This is a genomic window from Pedobacter hiemivivus (genome assembly GCF_004331685.1).
GTDB lineage: Bacteria > Bacteroidota > Bacteroidia > Sphingobacteriales > Sphingobacteriaceae > Pedobacter > Pedobacter hiemivivus.
This window is the reverse complement of sequence record NZ_SJSM01000015.1, coordinates 51,305-72,443: the sequence shown is the minus strand read 5'-3', so window position 1 is coordinate 72,443 and position 21,139 is coordinate 51,305. Positions and strand designations below refer to the sequence as shown.

16 protein-coding genes and 1 pseudogene are annotated in these 21,139 nt (G+C 39.3%); 13 read left to right on the top strand and 4 right to left on the bottom strand.

Features of this window, described 5'->3' with window-relative positions; translation table 11 throughout:
- Positions 1-22: 22 nt before the first annotated feature.
- The 10 genes from EZ444_RS19530 to EZ444_RS19485 all read left to right on the top strand — a co-directional run bounded on the left by EZ444_RS19530 (position 23) and on the right by EZ444_RS19485 (position 15,157).
- A complete protein-coding gene (locus EZ444_RS19530; RefSeq protein WP_225874777.1) occupies positions 23-2,164 on the top strand; it encodes a heparinase II/III domain-containing protein in 2,142 nt (713 codons plus the stop codon).
- Positions 2,165-2,170: 6 nt separating this feature from the next.
- Positions 2,171-2,506 (top strand): cupin domain-containing protein, encoded by a 336-nt coding sequence (locus tag EZ444_RS19525; protein WP_131610833.1) that lies wholly within the window; start codon positions 2,171-2,173, stop codon positions 2,504-2,506.
- A 26-nt stretch (positions 2,507-2,532) separates the two neighbouring features.
- On the top strand, positions 2,533-3,414 hold the full coding sequence (locus EZ444_RS19520; protein ID WP_131610832.1) for an alpha/beta hydrolase: 882 nt from the start codon (positions 2,533-2,535) through the stop codon (positions 3,412-3,414).
- Between the two features lie 13 nt (positions 3,415-3,427).
- The gene (locus tag EZ444_RS19515; protein WP_131610831.1) at positions 3,428-4,711 is read left to right on the top strand and encodes an MFS transporter; all 1,284 of its coding nucleotides are present in this window, start codon (positions 3,428-3,430) and stop codon (positions 4,709-4,711) included.
- Positions 4,712-4,724: 13 nt separating this feature from the next.
- Positions 4,725-5,477, top strand: a complete 753-nt coding sequence (locus EZ444_RS19510) for an SDR family NAD(P)-dependent oxidoreductase (RefSeq protein ID WP_131610830.1) — start codon at positions 4,725-4,727, stop codon at positions 5,475-5,477.
- Between the two features lie 151 nt (positions 5,478-5,628).
- Positions 5,629-8,832 (top strand): SusC/RagA family TonB-linked outer membrane protein, encoded by a 3,204-nt coding sequence (locus EZ444_RS19505; protein ID WP_131610829.1) that lies wholly within the window; start codon positions 5,629-5,631, stop codon positions 8,830-8,832.
- A 3-nt stretch (positions 8,833-8,835) separates the two neighbouring features.
- A complete protein-coding gene (locus EZ444_RS19500; RefSeq protein WP_225874776.1) occupies positions 8,836-10,437 on the top strand; it encodes a RagB/SusD family nutrient uptake outer membrane protein in 1,602 nt (533 codons plus the stop codon).
- A gap of 17 nt (positions 10,438-10,454) precedes the next feature.
- Entirely contained in the window at positions 10,455-12,041 is a 1,587-nt protein-coding gene (locus EZ444_RS19495; RefSeq protein ID WP_131610828.1) for a hypothetical protein, read from the top strand.
- A gap of 17 nt (positions 12,042-12,058) precedes the next feature.
- Complete coding sequence (locus EZ444_RS19490) at positions 12,059-14,380, top strand: chondroitinase-B domain-containing protein (RefSeq protein ID WP_131610827.1); 2,322 nt, start codon at positions 12,059-12,061, stop codon at positions 14,378-14,380.
- A gap of 6 nt (positions 14,381-14,386) precedes the next feature.
- Positions 14,387-15,157, top strand: coding sequence for a polysaccharide lyase family 7 protein (locus EZ444_RS19485; protein WP_131610826.1), 771 nt, complete (start codon positions 14,387-14,389; stop codon positions 15,155-15,157).
- A 3-nt stretch (positions 15,158-15,160) separates the two neighbouring features.
- Here EZ444_RS19485 and EZ444_RS19480 read toward each other — a convergent pair whose 3' ends face one another.
- From EZ444_RS19480 to EZ444_RS27895, 3 genes and pseudogenes are all read right to left on the bottom strand, one after another.
- Complete coding sequence (locus tag EZ444_RS19480) at positions 15,161-15,484, bottom strand: hypothetical protein (RefSeq protein WP_131610825.1); 324 nt, start codon at positions 15,482-15,484, stop codon at positions 15,161-15,163.
- Positions 15,485-15,629: 145 nt separating this feature from the next.
- Positions 15,630-16,037, bottom strand: a complete 408-nt coding sequence (gene arr / locus EZ444_RS27900) for an NAD(+)--rifampin ADP-ribosyltransferase (protein WP_394365962.1) — start codon at positions 16,035-16,037, stop codon at positions 15,630-15,632.
- Positions 16,038-16,319 (bottom strand): annotated as a pseudogene (locus EZ444_RS27895) (NAD(+)--rifampin ADP-ribosyltransferase); the annotation flags it as partial. It lies immediately after the preceding gene.
- Between the two features lie 274 nt (positions 16,320-16,593).
- Here EZ444_RS27895 and EZ444_RS19470 point away from each other — a divergent pair.
- From EZ444_RS19470 to EZ444_RS19460, 3 genes are all read left to right on the top strand, one after another.
- On the top strand, positions 16,594-16,806 hold the full coding sequence (locus tag EZ444_RS19470) for a hypothetical protein (protein ID WP_131610823.1): 213 nt from the start codon (positions 16,594-16,596) through the stop codon (positions 16,804-16,806).
- 148 nt (positions 16,807-16,954) lie between these two features.
- Positions 16,955-17,518 carry a dihydrofolate reductase family protein gene (locus EZ444_RS19465; RefSeq protein ID WP_131610822.1) on the top strand — a complete coding sequence of 188 codons (564 nt, stop codon included), beginning with the start codon at positions 16,955-16,957 and terminating at the stop codon, positions 17,516-17,518.
- 43 nt (positions 17,519-17,561) lie between these two features.
- Positions 17,562-18,782 (top strand): dicarboxylate/amino acid:cation symporter, encoded by a 1,221-nt coding sequence (locus tag EZ444_RS19460; RefSeq protein ID WP_131610821.1) that lies wholly within the window; start codon positions 17,562-17,564, stop codon positions 18,780-18,782.
- Here the strand turns inward: EZ444_RS19460 and EZ444_RS19455 are convergent.
- Positions 18,779-20,914 (bottom strand): ATP-binding protein, encoded by a 2,136-nt coding sequence (locus EZ444_RS19455; RefSeq protein WP_165503672.1) that lies wholly within the window; start codon positions 20,912-20,914, stop codon positions 18,779-18,781. The two genes, EZ444_RS19460 and EZ444_RS19455, sit on opposite strands and share 4 nt — an antisense overlap.
- Between the last annotated feature and the right edge of the window lie 225 nt (positions 20,915-21,139).

Genomic DNA, 21,139 nt, shown 5'->3' with positions numbered 1-21,139 from the left:
AAAAGCCTCTCATTTCTTTAAAATGCGTATAAACTACTTAAAAAAGTTGGTAATGGCCATGCTTTGTCTGATGTGTACCCTGCAAGTAATTGCTCAGGAACACCCCAGCATTATGCTTACCAAAAAAAATATCGAAGCAGTAAGAAAGGGAACAACTACTTATCCTTTACTTAAAAAATCATATCAGAAGGTAAAAGCCGATGCTGATAAAGCGATAGCAGAGCCTATTAATGTACCTACGCCGAAAGATGCAGGTGGTGGTGCCACACATGAGCAGCATAAAAAAAACTATACCAATATGCTGAACTGCGGTATTGCTTACCAAATTTCGGGTGATAAAAAGTATGCTACCTACGTAGAAAGCATGTTGTTAAAATATGCTGCTGACTATAGCAAATGGCCATTACATCCGAAAAGAAAAGAGAATCATCAGGCAGGGAAAATCTTCTGGCAAAGCCTGAATGATTTTGTATGGCAGGTATATACGATACAAGGTTATGATATGGTTTATGATGCCATATCCCAAAAAAACAGAGCTGCGATAAATGCCGGTTTATTTGAGCCAATGCTTAAATTCTTTACGATTGACTGCAAAGAAACCTTTGATAAAATCCATAACCATGGTACCTGGGATATTGCAGCGGTGGGAATGACAGGCTACGTACTCAACAAACCGGAGTATGTAGAAATGGCGATCAAAGGATCTGCAAAGGATGGCAAAACAGGTTACCTTGCCCAAATAGATCAATTGTTTTCTCCTGATGGCTATTATACTGAGGGACCATATTATCAAAGATACGCCTTGCTTCCTTTTATCATTTTCGCAAAGGCGATCAATAACTATCAACCAGCGTTAAAAATCTTCGAATACCGCAATCAATTATTAGCCAATGCCATAAATACCTCTTTACAGCTGACTTATACTGATGGTACATTTTTCCCTATCAATGATGCTGTAAAAGGCAAGACATACGAAACTGCCGAGCTGGTTTATGGAGTGGATATTGCTTACGCCGATATCAAACCTATGCCCGATCTACTGGACGTTGCCGGGAGACAGAATGAAGTCATCGTTTCTGATGCTGGACTGAAGGTTGCTGCCGATCTACATGCCGGCAAAGCCAAGCCTTTTGCTTACCAATCGCAACTTATAAAAGATGGTGCTTCGGGCAAAGAAGGCGGACTGGGGATCTTAAGGTATGGCAATAATGAAGATCAACAAACCTTACTGATAAAAGCAGCTTCTCAGGGTATGGGCCACGGCCATTTCGATCGTTTAAACCTATTGTATTATGACAATGGTGTCGAAGTATTTCCTGATTATGGTTCAGCTAGATTTATCAATATAGAATCAAAAAAAGGTGGCGATTACTTACCAGAAAATAAATCATGGGCAAAACAAACTGTGGCACACAATACACTGGTTGTTGATCAGACTTCTAACTACAAAGGCAACCCCGATGTTGCACAAAAAAACTACCCTGAGGTACTGTACTTTAAAAGTGATAAAAACTTGCAGGTGATCAGTGCTGCAGAACGCAATGCCTACCCTGGTGTACAAATGATCAGAACATCTGCCTTGCTTAAGGTAGCCGAATTAAGTAAACCCTTGGTAATTGATATTTTCCAGACCTTATCTGACAAATCACACCAATACGACCTTCCTTTTTGGTATAAAGGTCATGTTGTTGATGCTTCTATAAAAGTAAATGCTTTTGCAGATCAGTTAAAACCTCTAGGTGAGAAATATGGCTATCAACACATCTGGCTAAATGCCGAGCAGCCGGTTAAAGAAAAAACCGGATACCTGAGTATTTTAAACAACAAACGTTTTTATACCGTTCATTTTGCAACCGACACAGCTGTCAACTTAAAAATGTTGTCGCTAGGTGCAAACGACCCTGAAATGAATCTCGTAGAGAGTAAAGCCTTTATGCTTTCTTCTCCAAAATCTAACAACCAAACGTTTTTTAACGTCATCGAAACCCATGGCAACAGCAATCCGGTTAGTGAAACTACAACCGGTGCCAGCAGCAAGGTTAGTGATTTAAAGATCCTAAGCAGCAGCAAAGACCAGGTTACCGTTTCATTTAAGGTAAAAAACAAGCTATACACCTACCAGATCAATTATAACAACAAAGAAAACTTTATAAAACTTAATTAATACGTCATGTTACAGAACAATTTATTTCAAATAGATGCAGAAACTCCCTGGCAGGATTTAGGAAATGGGATCAAGAGACAGATATATGGTTATGATGACAAAATTATGCTTGTAAAAGCAAAGTTTGAGGCAGAAGCTGTGGGCATATTGCACGAACATCACCATTCACAGGTTACTTATGTTGACAGTGGCGTATTTGAAATGACCATTGGCGAAGAAAAAAAGCTCCTCAAAAAAGGTGATGGTTTCTACGCTCCTCCGCATGTATGGCATGGCTGCGTATGCATTGAACCAGGAATCCTGATTGATGTATTTTCCCCGCACCGGGAAGATTTCCTTTAAACTTTAACCTTAAAATATAAACTAAGATGAAGAAAATGATTATGCTTTGTGGCTTACTCTTTACCTGCTGCGCCCTTAGCGCTCAGGATACAGTAGCCATAAAAAAAGTAACCTATCCGGCGGGCTTTACTGAGCAGTTAAATGTGGTTTACACCAAAGTGAACGATTGGGAAGGCAAGCTTGATTTATACCTTCCACCAGTTAAAAACGCCCCTACTCCCCTTGTCATCAATATCCATGGCGGTGGCTGGAATAAAGGAAACAAAGAATCACAATCAGGATTTAGCGGTTTCTTCAAAAGAGGCTATGCCGTAGCTAACATTGCTTATCGCCTTACTGGTGTTGCAACTGCCCCGGCAGCTGTTGAAGATACTCGTTGTGCTTTGGTCTACCTGATCAGCAATGCTAAAAAACTCAACATAGATGTCAACAAAATTGTAATTATGGGCGGTTCTGCCGGTGGGCACCTCGCCTTAATGGGCGGATTGCTAGAAAACAACCACATTTTCGATACCAATTGCAAAACAAATGAAAAAATTAAGGTTGCTGCTATTATTGACAAGTATGGCATTACCGATGTATGGGATTGGGGTTATGGTCCTAACAAAACCAGCAAATCAGCCACAAGCTGGTTAGGTGCTAAAGCAAAAGATAAAGACTTCGCCATGTCAGTATCTCCACTATACCAGGTAAAGAAAACTAGTCCCCCAGTGTTTATTGTACATGGTGATGCAGACCCAACAGTGCCTTATCAGCAGTCTGTAGCCCTTAAAGCAAAGTTGGACGAGCTGGGTGTAAAGAACGAGTTTATTACTGTTAAAGGCGGTCTACATGGAAAATTCACACCAGAAGACAACAGCATGGTTAACGCAAAGATTATGGAATTTTTAAAGGGACTGGGACTATAACTTTAGGATAGAGATGAAAGTAAAAGGATTAAGATGGTACATTATTGCGCTGATTGCTTTTGCAACGGTGATCAACTATATTGACCGTAGTGCCATCAACATCATGTGGCCTTATATTTATAAGGAGTTTGGAATTGCTGATGTTGACAATAAAAGTGCGCTTGCACTAATTACCACCTTCTTTATGATTGCCTACGCCCTTGGGCAAACTTTTACAGGCAAACTGATGGATGCGGTAGGCACAAGACTGGGTATGACGATTTCTATCATTGGATGGAGTGTTTCTATTGCATTACATTCATTTGCCCGCTCATTAATGTCGTTCAATATCTTCAGGTTCATGCTCGGCTTTTCTGAAGCAGGAAATTGGCCTGGCGCGACAAAAAGTAATGCTGAATGGTTTCCGGCAAAAGAAAGAGCGATTGCACAGGGTATTTTCGGCGCAGGTGCATCCTTAGGTTCAGTAGTATCCGCTCCGATTATTGCGTTATTGTACATCGCATTTGGCTGGAAGATGACCTTTGTACTTATTGCCGCCTTAGGACTGATCTGGGTTATTCCATGGCTCATCATTAACAAAGCGGCACCAGAAAAGCACCCTTGGCTAACTGAAAAAGAACGTAACTATATCCTGGATACTGATCCTGATGCTAACGCTTCTGTTGAGGTGGTACCCGTACTAACCTGGAGAGAACTCTTAAAATTCAGAAATACCTGGGGCATCATCATGAGTAGGTTCTTTATTGATCCGGTATGGTGGTTATTTGTAACCTGGTTACCGACCTTTTTAAAAGAGCAGTTCCTCTTCGATATTAAACAAATCGGTGCCTTTACCTGGTTGCCCTATCTTTTTGCGGCCATAGGCAGCTTAGCTGGTGGCTATCATTCTTCATGGCAAATTAAACAAGGTACTACCGCTGTAAAAGCAAGAAAAAATTCGATTGCAATAGGCTCCGGAGTCATGCTACTTTCCCTGGTTGCCATCGTTTATTACCTGGATACATTGAAAGAAACCCCTACCCTCGCCATGGTACTAATTGGCACCACGCTATTTGGTTTTCAGTTCCTTATTGGAAACATCCAAACTTTGCCAAGCGATTATTTTAATGGCAAAAACGTAGGCACAGTGGCCGGTATGGGCGGGACAGCAGCAGTTGCCGGAACATTATTAACCACATGGGCCGTACCCATTATTACAAAAACAAGCTACGTTTCCTTCTTTGTACTGGCAGCTGTACTGGTTCCCATTGCATGGATCTGTATTAAATATATGACATCTAAAAAAATAACAAATTAATAAATCAAAGAATATGCGTTTAAAAAATAAAGTCGCAATTGTAACTGGCGGGTCCAGAGATATCGGTAGAGCTGTTTCCTGTCAACTTGCTCAGGAAGGTGCAAAAGTTGTGATCAATTATCACAGCAATTTAGCCAATGCTGAAGAAACTTTAAAACAGATCACTGATAATGGTGGCGAAGCCATCATTGTTAAGGGAGATGTAACTAAATCTGCCGAAGTAGCCGAGCTAATTGAAAAAGCCAAAGCAGCTTTTGGTGATGAAATTCACATTCTGGTTAATGTTGCAGGCGGCATGGTGGCCAGAAAACCAACCTTAGAGCTGGACGAAGATTTTTGGGATGCGGTGATGGACCTGAACTTAAAAAGCGTATATCTGGTGAGTAAAGCCACTATTCCTTACATGAAATCAGGCGCTTCGATTGTAAACCTTTCTTCTCTTGCAGGTAGAGATGGCGGTGGTCCTGGAGCAAGTGCTTACGCAACTGCAAAGGGTGGTATCATGACTTATACCAGAGCATTAGCTAAAGAACTTGGACCTAAAAACATCCGTGTAAATTCGGTTTTGCCGGGAATGATTGCCACTACTTTTCACGATACCTTTAGTAAACCTGAAGTTCGCGTTAATGTAGCCAATGCTACTTTACTGAAAAGAGAAGGACAAGCATCAGAGGTTGCAGACCTGATTGTTTACCTGACTACAGATCAATCCAGCTATGTTACCGGTACTAATATCGATATCAATGGTGGTTTAAACTTTTCATAAAAATACAAAGGGCGTTTAAATACTGCGACTGCTATTTAAGCGCCCTTTAAACACATTACCAGGCAGCAATAAGGGAGGCTGTCCCTGCAAAGTAAAATGGGGATTTTACACAGCAGGAAATACTATAACCAAATATAAAACCAATAAGAATATGAATTCGAAAGTTTACTTACGAGGTATACTCCTCATTGTATTTTCCTGTTTTCTGTTTTTGACACCAGGGTTTTCACAAACCAAGGTAAAAATACAGGGCGTGGTTAAATCGGCTGCCGGAGAAACTTTGCCGGGCGCATCTGTTACCATCAAAGATTCAAAACAAGGAACAATCACCAATAACCAAGGTGAATTTACCATTACTGCCGAATCTGGCAAACTACTACTGATAAACTATCTAGGCTACCAACCACAAGCCTATTCGGTTACTGTAGCAGCCAAGGTAACCATTACCTTAAAAGAGGTAAAAAATAACATGGACGAGGTGGTGGTTATTGGATATGGCACACAGAAAAAGTCTTCCGTAACCGGTGCCGTAAGTAAACTAAAAAATGAAAATCTGGATGAGATTCCTACATCAAGATTAGACAATGCCTTAATCGGAAAAATAGCAGGTGTTACCATTCAAAATGTAAGTTCAGAAGTTGGTGCCGAACCAATTGTAAGGGTTCGTGGATTCAGCTCCATCAGCGCCAGTTCTCAGCCTTTGGTTGTAGTAGATGGCTATCCAGTACCCGATGGTTTATCCTTTGTAAACCCTCAGGATGTAGAATCTATAGAAGTACTAAAAGATGCTGCATCAGCAGCGATATACGGTTCAAGAGCAGCCAATGGGGTAATTCTGATCACCACAAAAAGCGGCGTTTCCGATAAACCAAGATATTCAGTTAAATCGTATTACGGCTTTAAAAAACCCTATGCGCTTAACCCGATCATGAGTGTGACCGATTACACTAAAATGCTATTTGCTGAGGGCGCATTAAGGCAAAATGACCCAACAGTGCCCGCCAATCAAAAAAACCTAATTACTGGTCCAGAACGTGCAGCCTACATCATCGAAGACCAAATCAGCGGTGTACCTACTGACTGGCAGCAAGAAGCAATGCAAGATGCATCGATTGCAAATATCCAATTGGGCATTTCCGGAGGCAATAAAGATTTAAAATATTACATCTCTGCAAGTGGTCAGAAAGACCAGGCCATCTTAAAATATAGCGATAACGAGCGCTTAAATGTAAAAGCAAAGATAGATGGCGCATTGAGTAAAAAGGTTAATTTCAGTTTTAACTTTAACCCTTCCTATATTAAAACACAAAGACCGGCAGTTAATTTTACCGACTATTTCAGATTCGGATCCTTCCTTCCGGTTTATCATAATGACTTTACTGCAGCTTATGTACATCAAAATTCCCAATGGGCAGATATTCTCCCAGGAGATTTTGTTCAGGCTCGCCATTTTAATGGTTTGCAGTACACAGGAACCATGCCTGATGGAAGCGTATGGAGTAGCGGAGTACCTGTAGATCCCTTTGCAACGAGTAATAATACCCCACTTTCTATTGCAGCTAGAGAAACAAACAATCAGCAGACTTATAGAATACTGGGTGGTGGAGATATCAGCATTAAATTTCTTCCCAACTTAATCTTTAAAAGCTCTGTTGGCGGCTATTACACACAACAGGAGAACAATACCTTTACCAAATCGAACGCCAGAAAAGACGGTGATGTAAATGCTGCCGTCGTTTACACAAAAAACTATCTAGATGTTTTATTTGAAAACACCTTAAACTACAACCTAACCAGGGGCAATCACAATTTCACAGGCTTACTGGGTTTTACCACACAGCAAACTACGATCAAGGAATCTAATATGGTAGGTAGAAACTTCCCTACCGATGAATTTGAGACCCTTAATCAGGCTGCACAAATAGACCAGGCACTAACCAAAACACTGAAAGACCGTGTAGGTCTAATCTCATACCTTGGTCGTTTCACTTACGATTACAAGAATAAATACTTATTAGCGGTTAGTTACCGTATGGATGGAAGCTCTTACTTTTATAAAGGCAAAAAATATGGCTCATTCCCTGCAGTATCTGCAGGTTGGGGAATTGCAAAAGAAGACTTCATGAAAGATGTGACCTGGGTTAGCAATATGAAATTGAGAGCCAGTTATGGTGCTACAGGTAACAACAAAATCCCAAGCTTTTCTTTCCAAAACTTACTTTATCCAGGTAATTATTCTTTTGGAAGCGGAAATGGCGATGTGAACCTTGGACTGTCACCAAATTCGGATGTGCTGGCCAATCCCAGCATTACCTGGGAACGTACTTATGAGTTCAATGCAGGATTGGATCTAGGCTTTATGCAAGATCGATTCGGCTTAACTTTAGAGTATTACAATTCAAACACAGATAAATTACTATACAAAAGATCTACTCAATCTTTTAGTGGATCTTTTGAATATATCAACAACTCAGGTAAGATAAAAAACCAAGGGGTAGAAATAGAATTGACTTCCAACAATATCAAAAACAGCAAGTTTCAATGGACTACCAATTTAAACTTCTCCGCCAACAGAAATAAGTTACTGGAGCTAGGTGGAGAACCTTTCCAATATAACTATGGAGAACGTTCTGAAATCTATGCCGCTATAGTTGGTCAACCAGCCATACAGTTCTTCGGTTATAAAACAGATGGCGTATGGACTTCTCAAGCTCAAATTGATGAAGCAAAAGCCGGTGGACAAACTTCTACCCTTGCCAAATATTTCGCACCCGGGGGATTAAAGTTTGTTGACGTAAATGGTGATAACAAAATCGATGTGGATGACCGTACACCGATAGGTACTCCTTTTCCTGATTTTACCTGGGGAATCAACAACTCTTTTAAATACAAAGGGTTTGATCTGAATATTTTATTACAAGGCGTACAGGGTGTAAAAGTGATCAATGGTGATGCAAATTACAATGAATCAAGGAGATACAACGAGAATTTCAACAAAAACAGATGGATCAGTGCCGCCAATCCAGGTGATGGTAAAACACCATACTATACCAATGGAGAGAATTGGATGCTAACAGACTACGTGATTGAGGACGGCTCTTATGCTGCACTTAGAAACGTCATCCTCGGCTACACACTTCCTGCTAAATTCACTAAAAAGATAGGTGTAAAAGGGGTAAGAGTTTATACTGCTGCTGACAATGTGGTTTATTTAATGGGCAGCTCTTACCGTGGGATCAACCCTGAGGCCAGAGCTACCTCATCACAATATTCCTCCCCACTTATTGATGGCTATCAGCGTGGCGCCTTTCCAATTGCCCGCACTTACACATTTGGTATAGATGTTAATTTTTAAATCATGACTCAGCTAAAAATAGATAAGATGAAAAGCTTTAAGTACCTAACAGCAGGATTATTGCTTGCGATAAGCACTACTGCTTGTAACAAGATCATCGATATCGATCCCATTTCCAATATTGGGGTTGATGCCTTTTATAGAAATTATGAAGAAACCAAAGTCGCACTTACCGGCAGCTATAGCGGTCTGCAAAAGCCTTTGGAATTTGAATGGATGCTCACTGATCTGCGAACTGATAATTCGAAACAGGGTGTAGCCAATAGTTCGGCTACCATTAATTTTGAATTTAATGACTTGGACATGTTTACCCTTAACTCGGCACATGACAAGGTTTATCAATACTGGCTGATGACCTACAAAAACCTAAGGTCGATCAATTATGTACTAAAAAGTCTGGGCGCTACCTATGCAGGTGGACAAACCACTCTCGGCGAAGGAACCGCAAAAATGACCCAGCAGCAAAAAAATCAGCTCGCAGGCGAAGCTTTGTTTTTACGTGCCTATCATTATTTTAACCTGGTAAGGTTATATGGTGATGTGTTTTTAGTTACCGAACCCGTTGATCCTGAACAGTCAAAAAAAATCAACAGAACGCCGATCGCCGATTGTTATCAGCTGATCACAGCCGACCTTTTAGCGGCCAAAGACTTACTATCTCAAGCCCCATATTCAGCTTCAACCAATACCGATGCTGGGCATGCGACTTCCTGGGCAGCAAAAACGTTACTGGCTAAAGTTTACTTAAGTACCAACCGTGGGTCAAGCGCACTACCACTGCTTGATGATGTAATCAGCAACAGTGGCTATGGTATGCTACCTTCCTTTTCGGATGTCTTCTCTATCAACAACGAAATGAACAAAGAAATTCTCTTTGCAGTAAGGTTTAAGGCTGGTGGCTTTGGTTTAGGTAATTTAATGGGCAATAACTTTGCGCCAACATCTAGCGGAAGTGCCGTCATAAATGGTGATGGAAGCGGATACAACTACCCGACCAACGATTTGGATGTAACCTATAAAACACCTGCAACGGGCGCTACTGATGGAAGAAAAGCCGTAACAATGGCAAAATATAACGCCAAGCTGTATGTTAAAAAATTCATATCCCCGGTTTTGGTTAAATTTGATGGAGAAAATGATTTCCCGGTGCTACGTTTCTCTGATGTATTGTTGATGAAAGCAGAGGCTTTGGGTTTTGGAACGGCAAGTGTAAACCTAATTAACGACGTAAGGGCAAGAGCTGGTGCGGTAGATTATGTTACTGGAGACTTTAATACTGGTTTCTATAAATATCCAACGGATGGAAGTGCCAATGCCATTGCTACACCAGCACAGTTTTTAACCGCATTGTTAAACGAAAGAAGGTTGGAATTTGCATTCGAAAACCAACGTTTCTTTGATTTGGTAAGAACTGGACAAGCCATTACTGTTATCAAAAATCATTTTGCATTAGAATTTGACGCGCATTACAAAGCCTACAGACCTGCATTTACACTGGCAGAATTACAAGCTCACTTAACAGCTGAAAAATTGTTATTGCCTATTCCGCAGCGTGAACTCGATGCAAATGATCAGATAAAAATTGTTCAAAACCCAGGTTACTAACCTTCAAAAAATTGAATATGAAATCTATAAATAACCTTTGGATCATTGTGCTGTTGATCTCTTCAATTTTCATGCAAAGCTGCAAGAAAGATAAGGTAACAAACTCCAGTCCTGACACCTTCAGCACTAAGGAGTTTACCTACAATAAGGCTACCAAACAGCTCAGTCCTGATGCCACAATTAATGCTGAGCTGGACGCCCCTGCTGGCATAAAATTAATTTACTGCTATCTGGTGCGCAACAACACAACAGATTCCCTGATCTATATTGGTACGCCGGCCGAAGACAGTAGGAATAATTATAATTTTAGTATCCCTACAGCCAATTTTTCGTCGGCAAACCTAACGCAGGTTAGCGGGATTAGGGTAATGGTAAAACATCTAGACAACACTTCTTTTGAAGGATTTATTCCCATTAAATTCTTCGATCCTGACCTACCTCAGTTTAACAGTTTCCCTACTCAAATTAATGCAGATCTTAATGGAGCAACTGCAATAGCAGGTAACCTGACCTCGGACTATGGCATCAAACAGGTTGATATATTCGATGATTTCCAAACCGAGAACACCTATGTACTGGCACACAGCATTAACACGATAAACGGTGCTAAACAATATGCATTGAACTATGCATATACCTACCGTAAAGCTGCCCAGCACATTAAAATACGGGTTACAGACATCTACAACCAGACCAATGAATTAATTATCAATATGCCCGTGGATGTTGCTGTTTTTAAACCAAAATTCATTGGTTTTGCAGCTAAGATTACACCAATTACTGCAGGAACTACACCTCTAACCGGCAATATTACTTCTGTAACTGGTCTCAAGAAAATAGATATTTACGACGACCGTAATGGAGTCTATGAGCTGGTCTCCACTTTAAGCAACCTGAATGGAGTTAAAACTTATAATGTAAATACTACTTACTTATATAAAAAAAGAGCTTCAAACCTTAAACTCATTGCAGTTGACACAGAAGATCTTCAAACTGAGCTGATCATTCCTTTAAATGTCAATTATGGCAGTGTGGTTTACAGAGATGTATTCATGACCGCACAAACATTGGGGACCAACACCGTTTTCCTTGAAAATGGAACTACGGCAGGCAACTGCAATCTGATAGCTAATGAAGCAAATATTCAGTTTGTATTTTTTGCTCCTAGCGCAGGGCCAACCTTATATAACCCATTTAGTGGTACAACAGGAACCTTCCCCGCAAATATGAAATGTAATGGAACGGGATGGACGATTGCGGATCCAGCTGCATTAAAAGATACCAAATTCAGGGTCTTGATCAATGGAGCAAGCACCGGACAAACTGATGTTTATAATCTGATAGCCGCAAATGAAATAGACGATTTAAGTGATGCATTCTTTACTTCCAGAACATTGTCGGCTCCATCAAGCAGTGGACCTAGATATGAGGCATCAGCAGCACCTTCGGCATCTTTGTTTAATCTGACCACAGCAAAAATCATTTATCTGCGGATTACAAACCGTACGACCACTGCGTATAAAAATGCCATTATGGTCATCAAAGAAGTGAATTCAAGTGCTGGTAACTCGACCATGAAATTCGATATCTATATCCAGAAATAATTTATGACCACATGCATATGCTAAAGACCATATTATTTGTATCCTTATTACTCAGTAGCTTTTTTTCGATAGCCGAAACCGTCATTGTAGAAAATCCAGCAGCATTGAAAGCTACTATAAGCAAAGCTAAACCAGGTACCATCCTTCTGTTGAAGGATGGCACCTGGAACAATGCAGCTATACAATTACAAGGAAAAGGAACAGCTAAAGCCCCTATCATTATTATGCCACAAACACCTGGCGGGGTTACCTTTAGCGGGCAATCCTATATCCAGATTGGTGGCGAATACCTGATCATTAAGGGCTTCCACTTTAAAAATGGTTATAGCCCTAAAAGGGAAGTCATCTCCTTTCGCATCAATAATGAGGTGCTGGCCAACAATTGCCGGGTTAGCAACATGGTAATTGAGAACTATAGTCAGCCAGAACGCTTTAAAGCCGACACCTGGATTACATTGTATGGAAAAAACAACCGTATTGATCATTCTACATTTGTAAACAAGCTAAATTCAGGACCACTGATCATTGCAGAATTAGATGATGAACGGAGCCAGCAAAATAATCACCGCATAGATAGTAATTACTTTAAAGGCCGTCAGCGCTTTGGATCTAATGGTGGTGAAACCATTCGTATCGGCGTTTCCAGGTATTCATTAACGGCATCACGTACACAGATTGTCCACAATTATTTCGAGCGCTGTAATGGAGAAGTAGAGATCGTATCTATCAAATCAGGCGAAAACAATGTCAGCTACAACACCTTTTACGAATGCGAGGGCAGTCTTGTATTGAGACATGGATCAGGCAACATCGTTGAAGGCAATTTTTTCATAGGCAACAACAAACCCTTTACAGGAGGCGTAAGGGTAATCAACCCCCGTCAGCGCGTATTTAACAATGTTTTTTATCAGCTTCAGGGCAGCAATTTCAGAGCACCACTGGCTTTAGTAAACGGTGTGCCCAATTCACTCATCAATAGATATTACCAGGTAAAAGATGCTGTTATTGAAAAAAATACTTTTATCAATAGTGCTGAGATCTTATTTGGGGCTGGTAAGGATGCCGAGCGTACCCTTGGGCCTGAAAATGTTTCCTTCAAAAATAACCTTATCCTTACTCAAAAAAATGAAGTTTATACCGATGTCAATAACGACAAAGGAATCGCATTTGCGGATAACGGATTAGATGATGCTTTTAAAGGAAGCACACCTGCCGGTTTTAAAAAAGTAAAGATAAAATCTATTCAGATAAAAGGATTTAATCTACCCTACGATCCACAATACGGAGCGGATATAAAAAAGCTTCCTTTAATTAAAAAAGAGGCAACGGGAGCTACCTGGTATAGACCTACGGTAGAAACTCCTGCCCGCCTACCAAAAAGCTTTAAGGTAAAAGCAGCACAAAGTGCAATGATTGCCAACCTGATTAAAGATGCACTAGCTGGTGATACCATCATTTTATCAGACGCAGGACTTTACAAAATGACTGCTGAGCTTACGGTTAACAAACCGATAATCATCATGGCAGCCAAAAATTTAAAGAGCAGACCTGTATTTGTCAATGCATCCTACAAATCCTTACCCGCTTTTATCAGTATTGAAAACGGGGGTGACCTTTTGGTTAAAGGCCTTGCTTTTAAAGGCACGTACGAAAGTTTTTCCGCTGCTGACGCTGGTATCTGTTCTACTGATAAACCGATGAACAGACCTTATCTATTAACCATAGATGATTGTGAATTTTACGATTATAATGAGAGTACAAACAGTGGTTTTAAAGCGTCAAAAAGCACACTAGCTGACAGTCTGGTTATCATCAATTCAATTTTCCATCATATGTCAGGCAATGGAATAGACCTTTCTTCAGAGAAAGACGATAAGGGAATGTACAATGCGGAATACAATGTCGTTAAGAATTGTACTTTTACCAATTTACTGGGCAGTGCCATCAACATTTATCGCGGTGGAAATGACGAAAGTACTTTAGGCCCATTTGTAAATATTGACCATTGCACCTTTAATGAGGTAGAAAACCGTGAACAAGGAACTGTAGTCAGGCTAATTGGAGTACAGCAAGCTGTGATCACCAACAGCAATTTTTCTTATAGTGGACAAGGCGGAAGGTCTATTCAATTCCAGGAATACCGTTGGGATAACATACTTGTTGATCACTGTAATTTTTATGAATCTGGAAAGATCGAATCTTTTTACAACAAAGCTACTGGAAACTATATTTACCATATTAAACCTAAATATGCTGATCCCGAAAAACTTAATTTCCAATGGCCAGATAACACTCTTGCTGCAAACGACAAGCTATCAATTGGCGTTATAAAACAATAGTATCAAATGATAAAACTCACACAGACAATACTAAGATTAGCCCTTTCCGTAGGGCTAATCACTTTACTGAGCTCCGATATTTCGGCTCAGCAAGCCACAAAGCTTCCTTCACAAATATTGGACCTTAGCAATTGGAAACTAAATATACCTGAGGGCATTAAAACTCCTGGTGGATCGGATGAATACAGACAGCCCGAATTGCAAACCTATAGCAACGAATTTTGGTTTTATGCCAACAATGGAGGCAACGCAGTCGTATTTCGTGCGATAACAGGTGGAACCACAACAAAAGGATCGGGTTATCCCCGCTCTGAGCTTAGAGAAATGATCGATAATGGAAAAAAGAACGCCTCATGGTCATCATCAACCGGCACGCACACTCTTTTTATTGATCAAAGCATCATTCATTTACCGGTTAAAAAACCACATATTGTGGTTGGTCAAATCCATGATGTTGATGACGATGTTATTGTTTTTAGGCTAGAGAAGAATAAACTTTTTGTAAAAATGGATAATGACAAAGGGCCCATATTAGATGAAAACTACCAATTGGGCACTCGTTTTACGGTAATGTTTAAAGTAAGCAACGACCAAACTGAATGCTATTACAATGGCAAATTAAAGTTTACTTATCCGAAGGCATTTACGGGCGCTTATTTTAAAGCTGGCGCGTACGTACAATCATCCTGTCAAGGGAAAAGAAAAGTTGAAGGAGAAGTCTGTGATGCATATGGGGCGGTTGAAATCTATAAGGTTTGGGCAAAGCACGAACTTTAAACCTCAATTCTGAATTTCAACCAAAAGTTCCATATAAAGCCAGTACAGGCTCAATAAACCTTTTTCAATAAACTCCAATCTTTCCTTTTGCTTATTATCAAACCCAGCTTTCTCTATGGTGATCTTGGAAATGATCCTATAGACAATTAACTTTCGCTGAAGCAGATAATATCCAGATTTATCTGGGTTCAGCGCAGAAAATATCTCCGCATCTTCTTGCAATTCTCTGCATCTATCAAGAAACAATCGATCTTCTATTTCGTCCTTATAAGTACCATCCATGATACTGGATACAATGTCTTCAAATACGTCTAAATCTGTCGTCATGTGCGTTTGCGTTTATTTCAAGATATAAAATACAATAACAGCATGCTATACAAACCGAACCAGACGCTGAAAATGGAAATACTTACGTAAAATAATAGGCGACGGATTTCAGTTTATTAAATAAATATCTCTAAAGATGTTATTCTTAATTAATGATATCTCCTTTATTATTGGCAAGCTTTTCACGCCATTTCTGAAGTTCCTCAGGTGCCATTCTCACCCAATCAGTCACTTCACCAACGATTTTTAAGGGTGATTGTGAGCGATATGAGCGAGTCGGATTGCCTGGAAATTTTTTATCAGTAACATTTGGATCATTTTCAAAATTCCCTGTCGGTTCAACGATATAAACACGTTCCTTTCCATTGCTTTTTGCCAATTCAGCTGCAAGTCCAGCTCCATTAACAAGGGCTGTAAAATAAATGTGATTCATTTCGAGTCCGGTCTTGTAATTAGAACTGCCTCCTGCAGTCAGCAAATCGCCTAATTGCAAATCTGCTTTCGTTCCATGATAAAAAGGTCCCTTGTCAGATGGTTTATCATTAAACGAAATTGATAGTTCATAATTTTCTTTTGCCTTGTCAGTATCCCTTAGGTCCTCATAGCATTTAGCAATGTTTAAATACAGATTAGGAAAAGTACTCTTAACACTGTCGTTATTTATTTTTAATGCAAACTGCAGAGCCGTTTCAAGCCATTTTAATTTGTCAGAAACATTTTTTTGATATCGGGCTACATAATGAGCTGCAATAAATTTTTCTAAGTCGTCTATCGCTTCGTTCCAGGCTTGAAGAAAAAATTTGCTTGCTTCCTCTGGTTTGCCTTTTTCTTCCATGTCCATACCTTGAAGACAGCGTTTGACTACATTGTTACTTGGATTGAATTCCATTTTTAATTATTTACCAATTTAAATTTACTAAATCATTCATTCAAATGTAAATGCCGATTTGGATAAAAAGAAGTATTATAAAGGGGATTGCGTGTCCAACGAATTTGACCTGATCACCTGATATATACCATAGAAGGGTGGCGGAGAAGAACGTACTAATCAAGTTTCAAACTTTTCATTATAACTGCTGTTAATATTATAAAACTAAACAGAAACTGATATGAACAAAACTCTAGGATTAATTCTAACCCTTTTAGGGGTTATAATGTTAGTATGGACTGGTTTCAGTTACACGAAAAAAGAAAAAATAGTAGATGCCGGACCTATTGAGATATCGGCAGACAAAGAGAAAAATGTGAATTGGCCTCCTTACGTTGGTGGCATTATTTTAATTGCAGGAATCGTAATTCTGGTTGGTTCTAAAAAGAAATAAACCTCTATGAAATACGAAAACGTTCAAATAGGATGGTTCATGATCATCATACTCTTTTGACAATTCGGGGATACATATAATTTATGGTATTGGATTAGTACACAATTCTATACTGTGTATATTTGTTATATACTAATAGCGATCAATCATGAGAAAGATAATTGTTCAGGAATTTGTAACCATTGATGGTTTTGCGGCCGGACAGCAAGACGAATTGGATTTTATGCCACAAGCGTTTTCAACTGGTACAAAAAACAGTATTGAAAACAATCAGTTACAATTTATAGAAAACATAGATACCATGATATTGGGCCGGAATACCTACCGGATGTTTGAAGCCTACTGGCCAAACTCGACAGAGCCTATCGCTCCAGGATTAAATGCCTTGGCCAGGTATGTTGTTTCTGAAACTCTTGAACAAGCCCCCTGGGGCAATCTAGAACCTGCTTCCGTTATAAAGAAAAACACCGATAAGGAAATCTCAAAATTGAAGTCACAAGCAGGAAAAGACATCGTGATCTGGGGAAGTCTTGCGCTCGCACAATCGTTATTTAACAGTGATGTGATTGACGAATATCAATTCATTGTATGTCCTGCAATTTTAAGCAGCGGTAGAAAGTTGTTTACCGATGACCGCAAGTTACTCAAGTTAAATCTCCTCGAAACAAAGACTTTTGATGATGGGTGTGTATTGCTGAGATACTCTCGCTAAACCATTAATATTTAATATATTTAGGTAACCAACAAGAATTATAATGAAAGGTTACTTAAAAAATTATAGTGGAATCATTTGGCTATTGACCGGAATTATAGTTGGAAGTATAGCAGGATTGATTTTTGGTAAAAAAGTTGAGGTTTTAAAACCAATAGGTGATATCTTCTTAAATCTCCTATTTACTGCGGTGATACCACTGGTTTTTTTCGCCATCTCATCAGCTATTGCGAACATTAAGCCTTCCGAAAAATTAAGCAAAATGATGGGCATCACCGGTGTGGTATTCCTTGCTACAGTTCTGATATCAGCCATATTAACCATTGTTGCTGTTAAAATATTCCCAATACATGAATCGCTAACAGCTGCTGCTATTACTGAAAAAATAAATGAAAAGCCCTTTGCAGATCAACTTGCCGGGCTTTTCACAACTTCAGAGTTTTTTGAACTGCTTTCCCGTAAAAGCATGTTGGCCATGATCATTTTCTCCGTTATTATTGGCTTTGCAACCCATAAATCAGGAAAAGAAGGCATCCGTTTCGCTTCCTTTCTTCAGGCAGGAAATGAAGTCTTTAAAAACGTATTCATTCTGATTATGAAAGGTGGTCCGATTGGACTTGGTGCATACTTCGCCTATCAAGTTGGCGTATTTGGCCCCCAATTATTTGGCACCTATGCCAAGTCATTAGGCCTATATTATAGTTTTGGTGCCTTTTATTTCGTAGCCATATTTAGCCTATATGCATTTGTAGCTGGAGGTATGAAAGGGATAAAGCGCTATTGGAAAAACAACCTTATTCCCTCCGCAACTGCCGTAGGCACTTGTAGCAGCATTGCCACTATTCCTGCCAATCTGGATGCTGCAAAAAAAATGGGTATTCCAGATTATATTGCCAATGTAACCATACCCCTTGGCGCAACCCTACATAAAGATGGTTCAAGTATCTCTTCGATTGTTAAAATGGCTGTTGTGTTTGCGCTGTTTGGTAAAGGATTTGATACTGCTGATGCAATTATATTGGCTTTAGGAATGACCGTATTGGTGAGTATTGTAGAAGGTGGCATACCTAATGGAGGCTATGTTGGTGAGTTGTTATTTATTTCTGCTTATAGTCTCCCCATAGAAGCCTTGCCACCCGCAATGATCATTGGGACATTGGTAGATCCGATGGCAACCTTATTAAATGCCACCGGCGATACCGTAGCATCAATGCTGGTCACCAGGTTTACTGAGGGTAAACAATGGATAAAAGACAGTATCTAATCGATGTAATCGAGAATCTTTTCGATCAGTTCTATCTCTGTAAATGGCTTGATGATGTAATCGTTTAATCCTGCAGAAAAATAGGTATCATGCGCCCCTGCACTAATCTCACCAGTTAAAGCAATGATGGGGATTGCAGCTTTCTTATGATCCTTGTTAGCTCTGATTATTTTGGCAAACTCTATCCCATCCATTTCTGGCATTTGAATATCTGTGAGCACCATATCGCATTTATTTTTGTTTATAAATTGAAGTGCTTCAGCTGCACTTGTTGCCGCATCATAACTAATTCCATGCTTCTTAAAGATCATTTTAATCACCAGTAGGTTCATCTCAGAATCATCAACAACTAAAATGTGAATATTTTTAAAACGATCGCTATTGATCATCATTTCCTGCTGTTGTTCAAGGTTTTCTTCTCCATCAACAACAATGCGATAAGGCAACGCGACCGTAAAAGTTGTCCCTTTTCTCAGCGTACTTTCAACATCTATTTTCCCCTTATGCATGTCCACCAACTTTTTACTAATGGTTAAGCCAAGCCCTGAGCCTACTTGCCAGTCATTACGCTTAGCATCTATCACTTGTGAAAATTCATTAAAGATGACAGGAATATTTGCCGCCGATATACCTATACCAGTATCGATAACTTTAACAATCAGTAATACATTCTTTTCATCAGTTCTCTTTACATCCACTTGAATACTTACCCTCCCCTTCTCCGTAAATTTAATGGCATTAGCTGTTAAATTCATAATGATCTGTTTTAAACGATAAGGGTCGCCATCTAGCAACAAGTTGGGAGCACCATCCTGAAGCAGTTCAAGTTTTAATTTTTTCTGGTCAGCCAGCACTTTTGCGGTATCTGCAACTTCCTTTAAAACACGTTTGTATCTAAAAGGTGTTTTTGCAAGTGATAGCTTTTTAGTTTCCAAACGAGAAAAATCAAGCACTTCGTTAACAGCAGACAACAGCATAGAAGAAGAAGTATCCAACAATTTAGACATCATCTTCTGATCTTCATTTAAAGGTGTTGACTTTAGTTGTTCAGAAACGCCAATAATCGCATTTAAAGGCGTACGCATCTCGTGACTGATACTGGTAAAAAGTCTGGATTTACTAACCACCTGCTCAGCGGCCAGCTTATTCGCTTTCATGATCCTATTATAAGCACGGTAAAGCTTATACAGCAAAAATATAATGCCCAAATAAGATAATAAGCTGATCACAAAGTTAAGTTTGCCAGACCAATTAATATTATCCAATGAATTTTTTGCTTTATTTTTCAGCGCTACTTTTCTTGCTGTCTCACTTACATTGATATTGTCTTTATATTCTTTAAATAACAGCTTAATATTTTCGAATATCCGCTCATTTAAAGTTAAAATAGCTTGCTCTTTTTCGGTTAACTTAACATGATTCTTTTTTTGATCTTCCAACAAGCCCTTGTAATAATTGGTAATTCGTTCCAATTGCTTTTTGTTGTAAGCTTCCACCCCATTTTCAACAGGCTCGTATGTGGTTTCAGTTGTTCTTATTTTAGCGGTGTCTGCCGGATCGGTCTCGTTTAAAATCGCACTTTTAAGCCGCTGAAAAAACTTTTTCTTTTTCCCATTGGGTTCAGCTTTTATTTCTTCAATCTCAATCACCTTCTTTACCGCGGCTTTTGGAAACTTTTTTCCAGCTAGCAGGGTACTGCTTATCTTATCTACATTAAGCTGTAAATTAATATTCGTAATTGAATCGGCTAGTTTCTTAATTGCTCCATAAAGCAACATCTGCTTCCTTTTACTAGCCAAATCCCCCACAATGTTGCCCGATATATTTCTATTACCTTCTACAGAAAGGGTAGCCAATATGGTAGAAATAGATTTTATCTCTTCTGTATATTTCACAAAATATTCAGGCTTCCACAAAGCGGTATACATCCTAAAATTATTCTCTGCAACCTGCAAGCTTAAAGTAATGGTGTCCAATTTAGAGAGCTGAAGGTTGTTTGTCTCCAATTCTGTCAAGGTAGTCGTTAATACTTTTTGTTCTGATTGCTGTGTAATTGAATTGTGAAACAAGAGCGTTATAAACACGATGATAATGCCAAATATGACCAGAAAAGAACGCTGATTTTTTCTCATTAGATAATGCTTGCTTGTTTGCCTTAGTTCCATCCCTTTGCCAATAAGTATGCCAAAATCAAAACGGTAAGAAAACGCAAATCAGAATATTTTTTCTCAACCCTTGTTAGGAAATTAATATTTTATATATTTAAGAAACCAAACGTACCTTACAATAAACAAATACCACAAAAAACCAACACAACTATATACCTTGCGGTTTTTTGAGAAAAAAAGAACCTACGA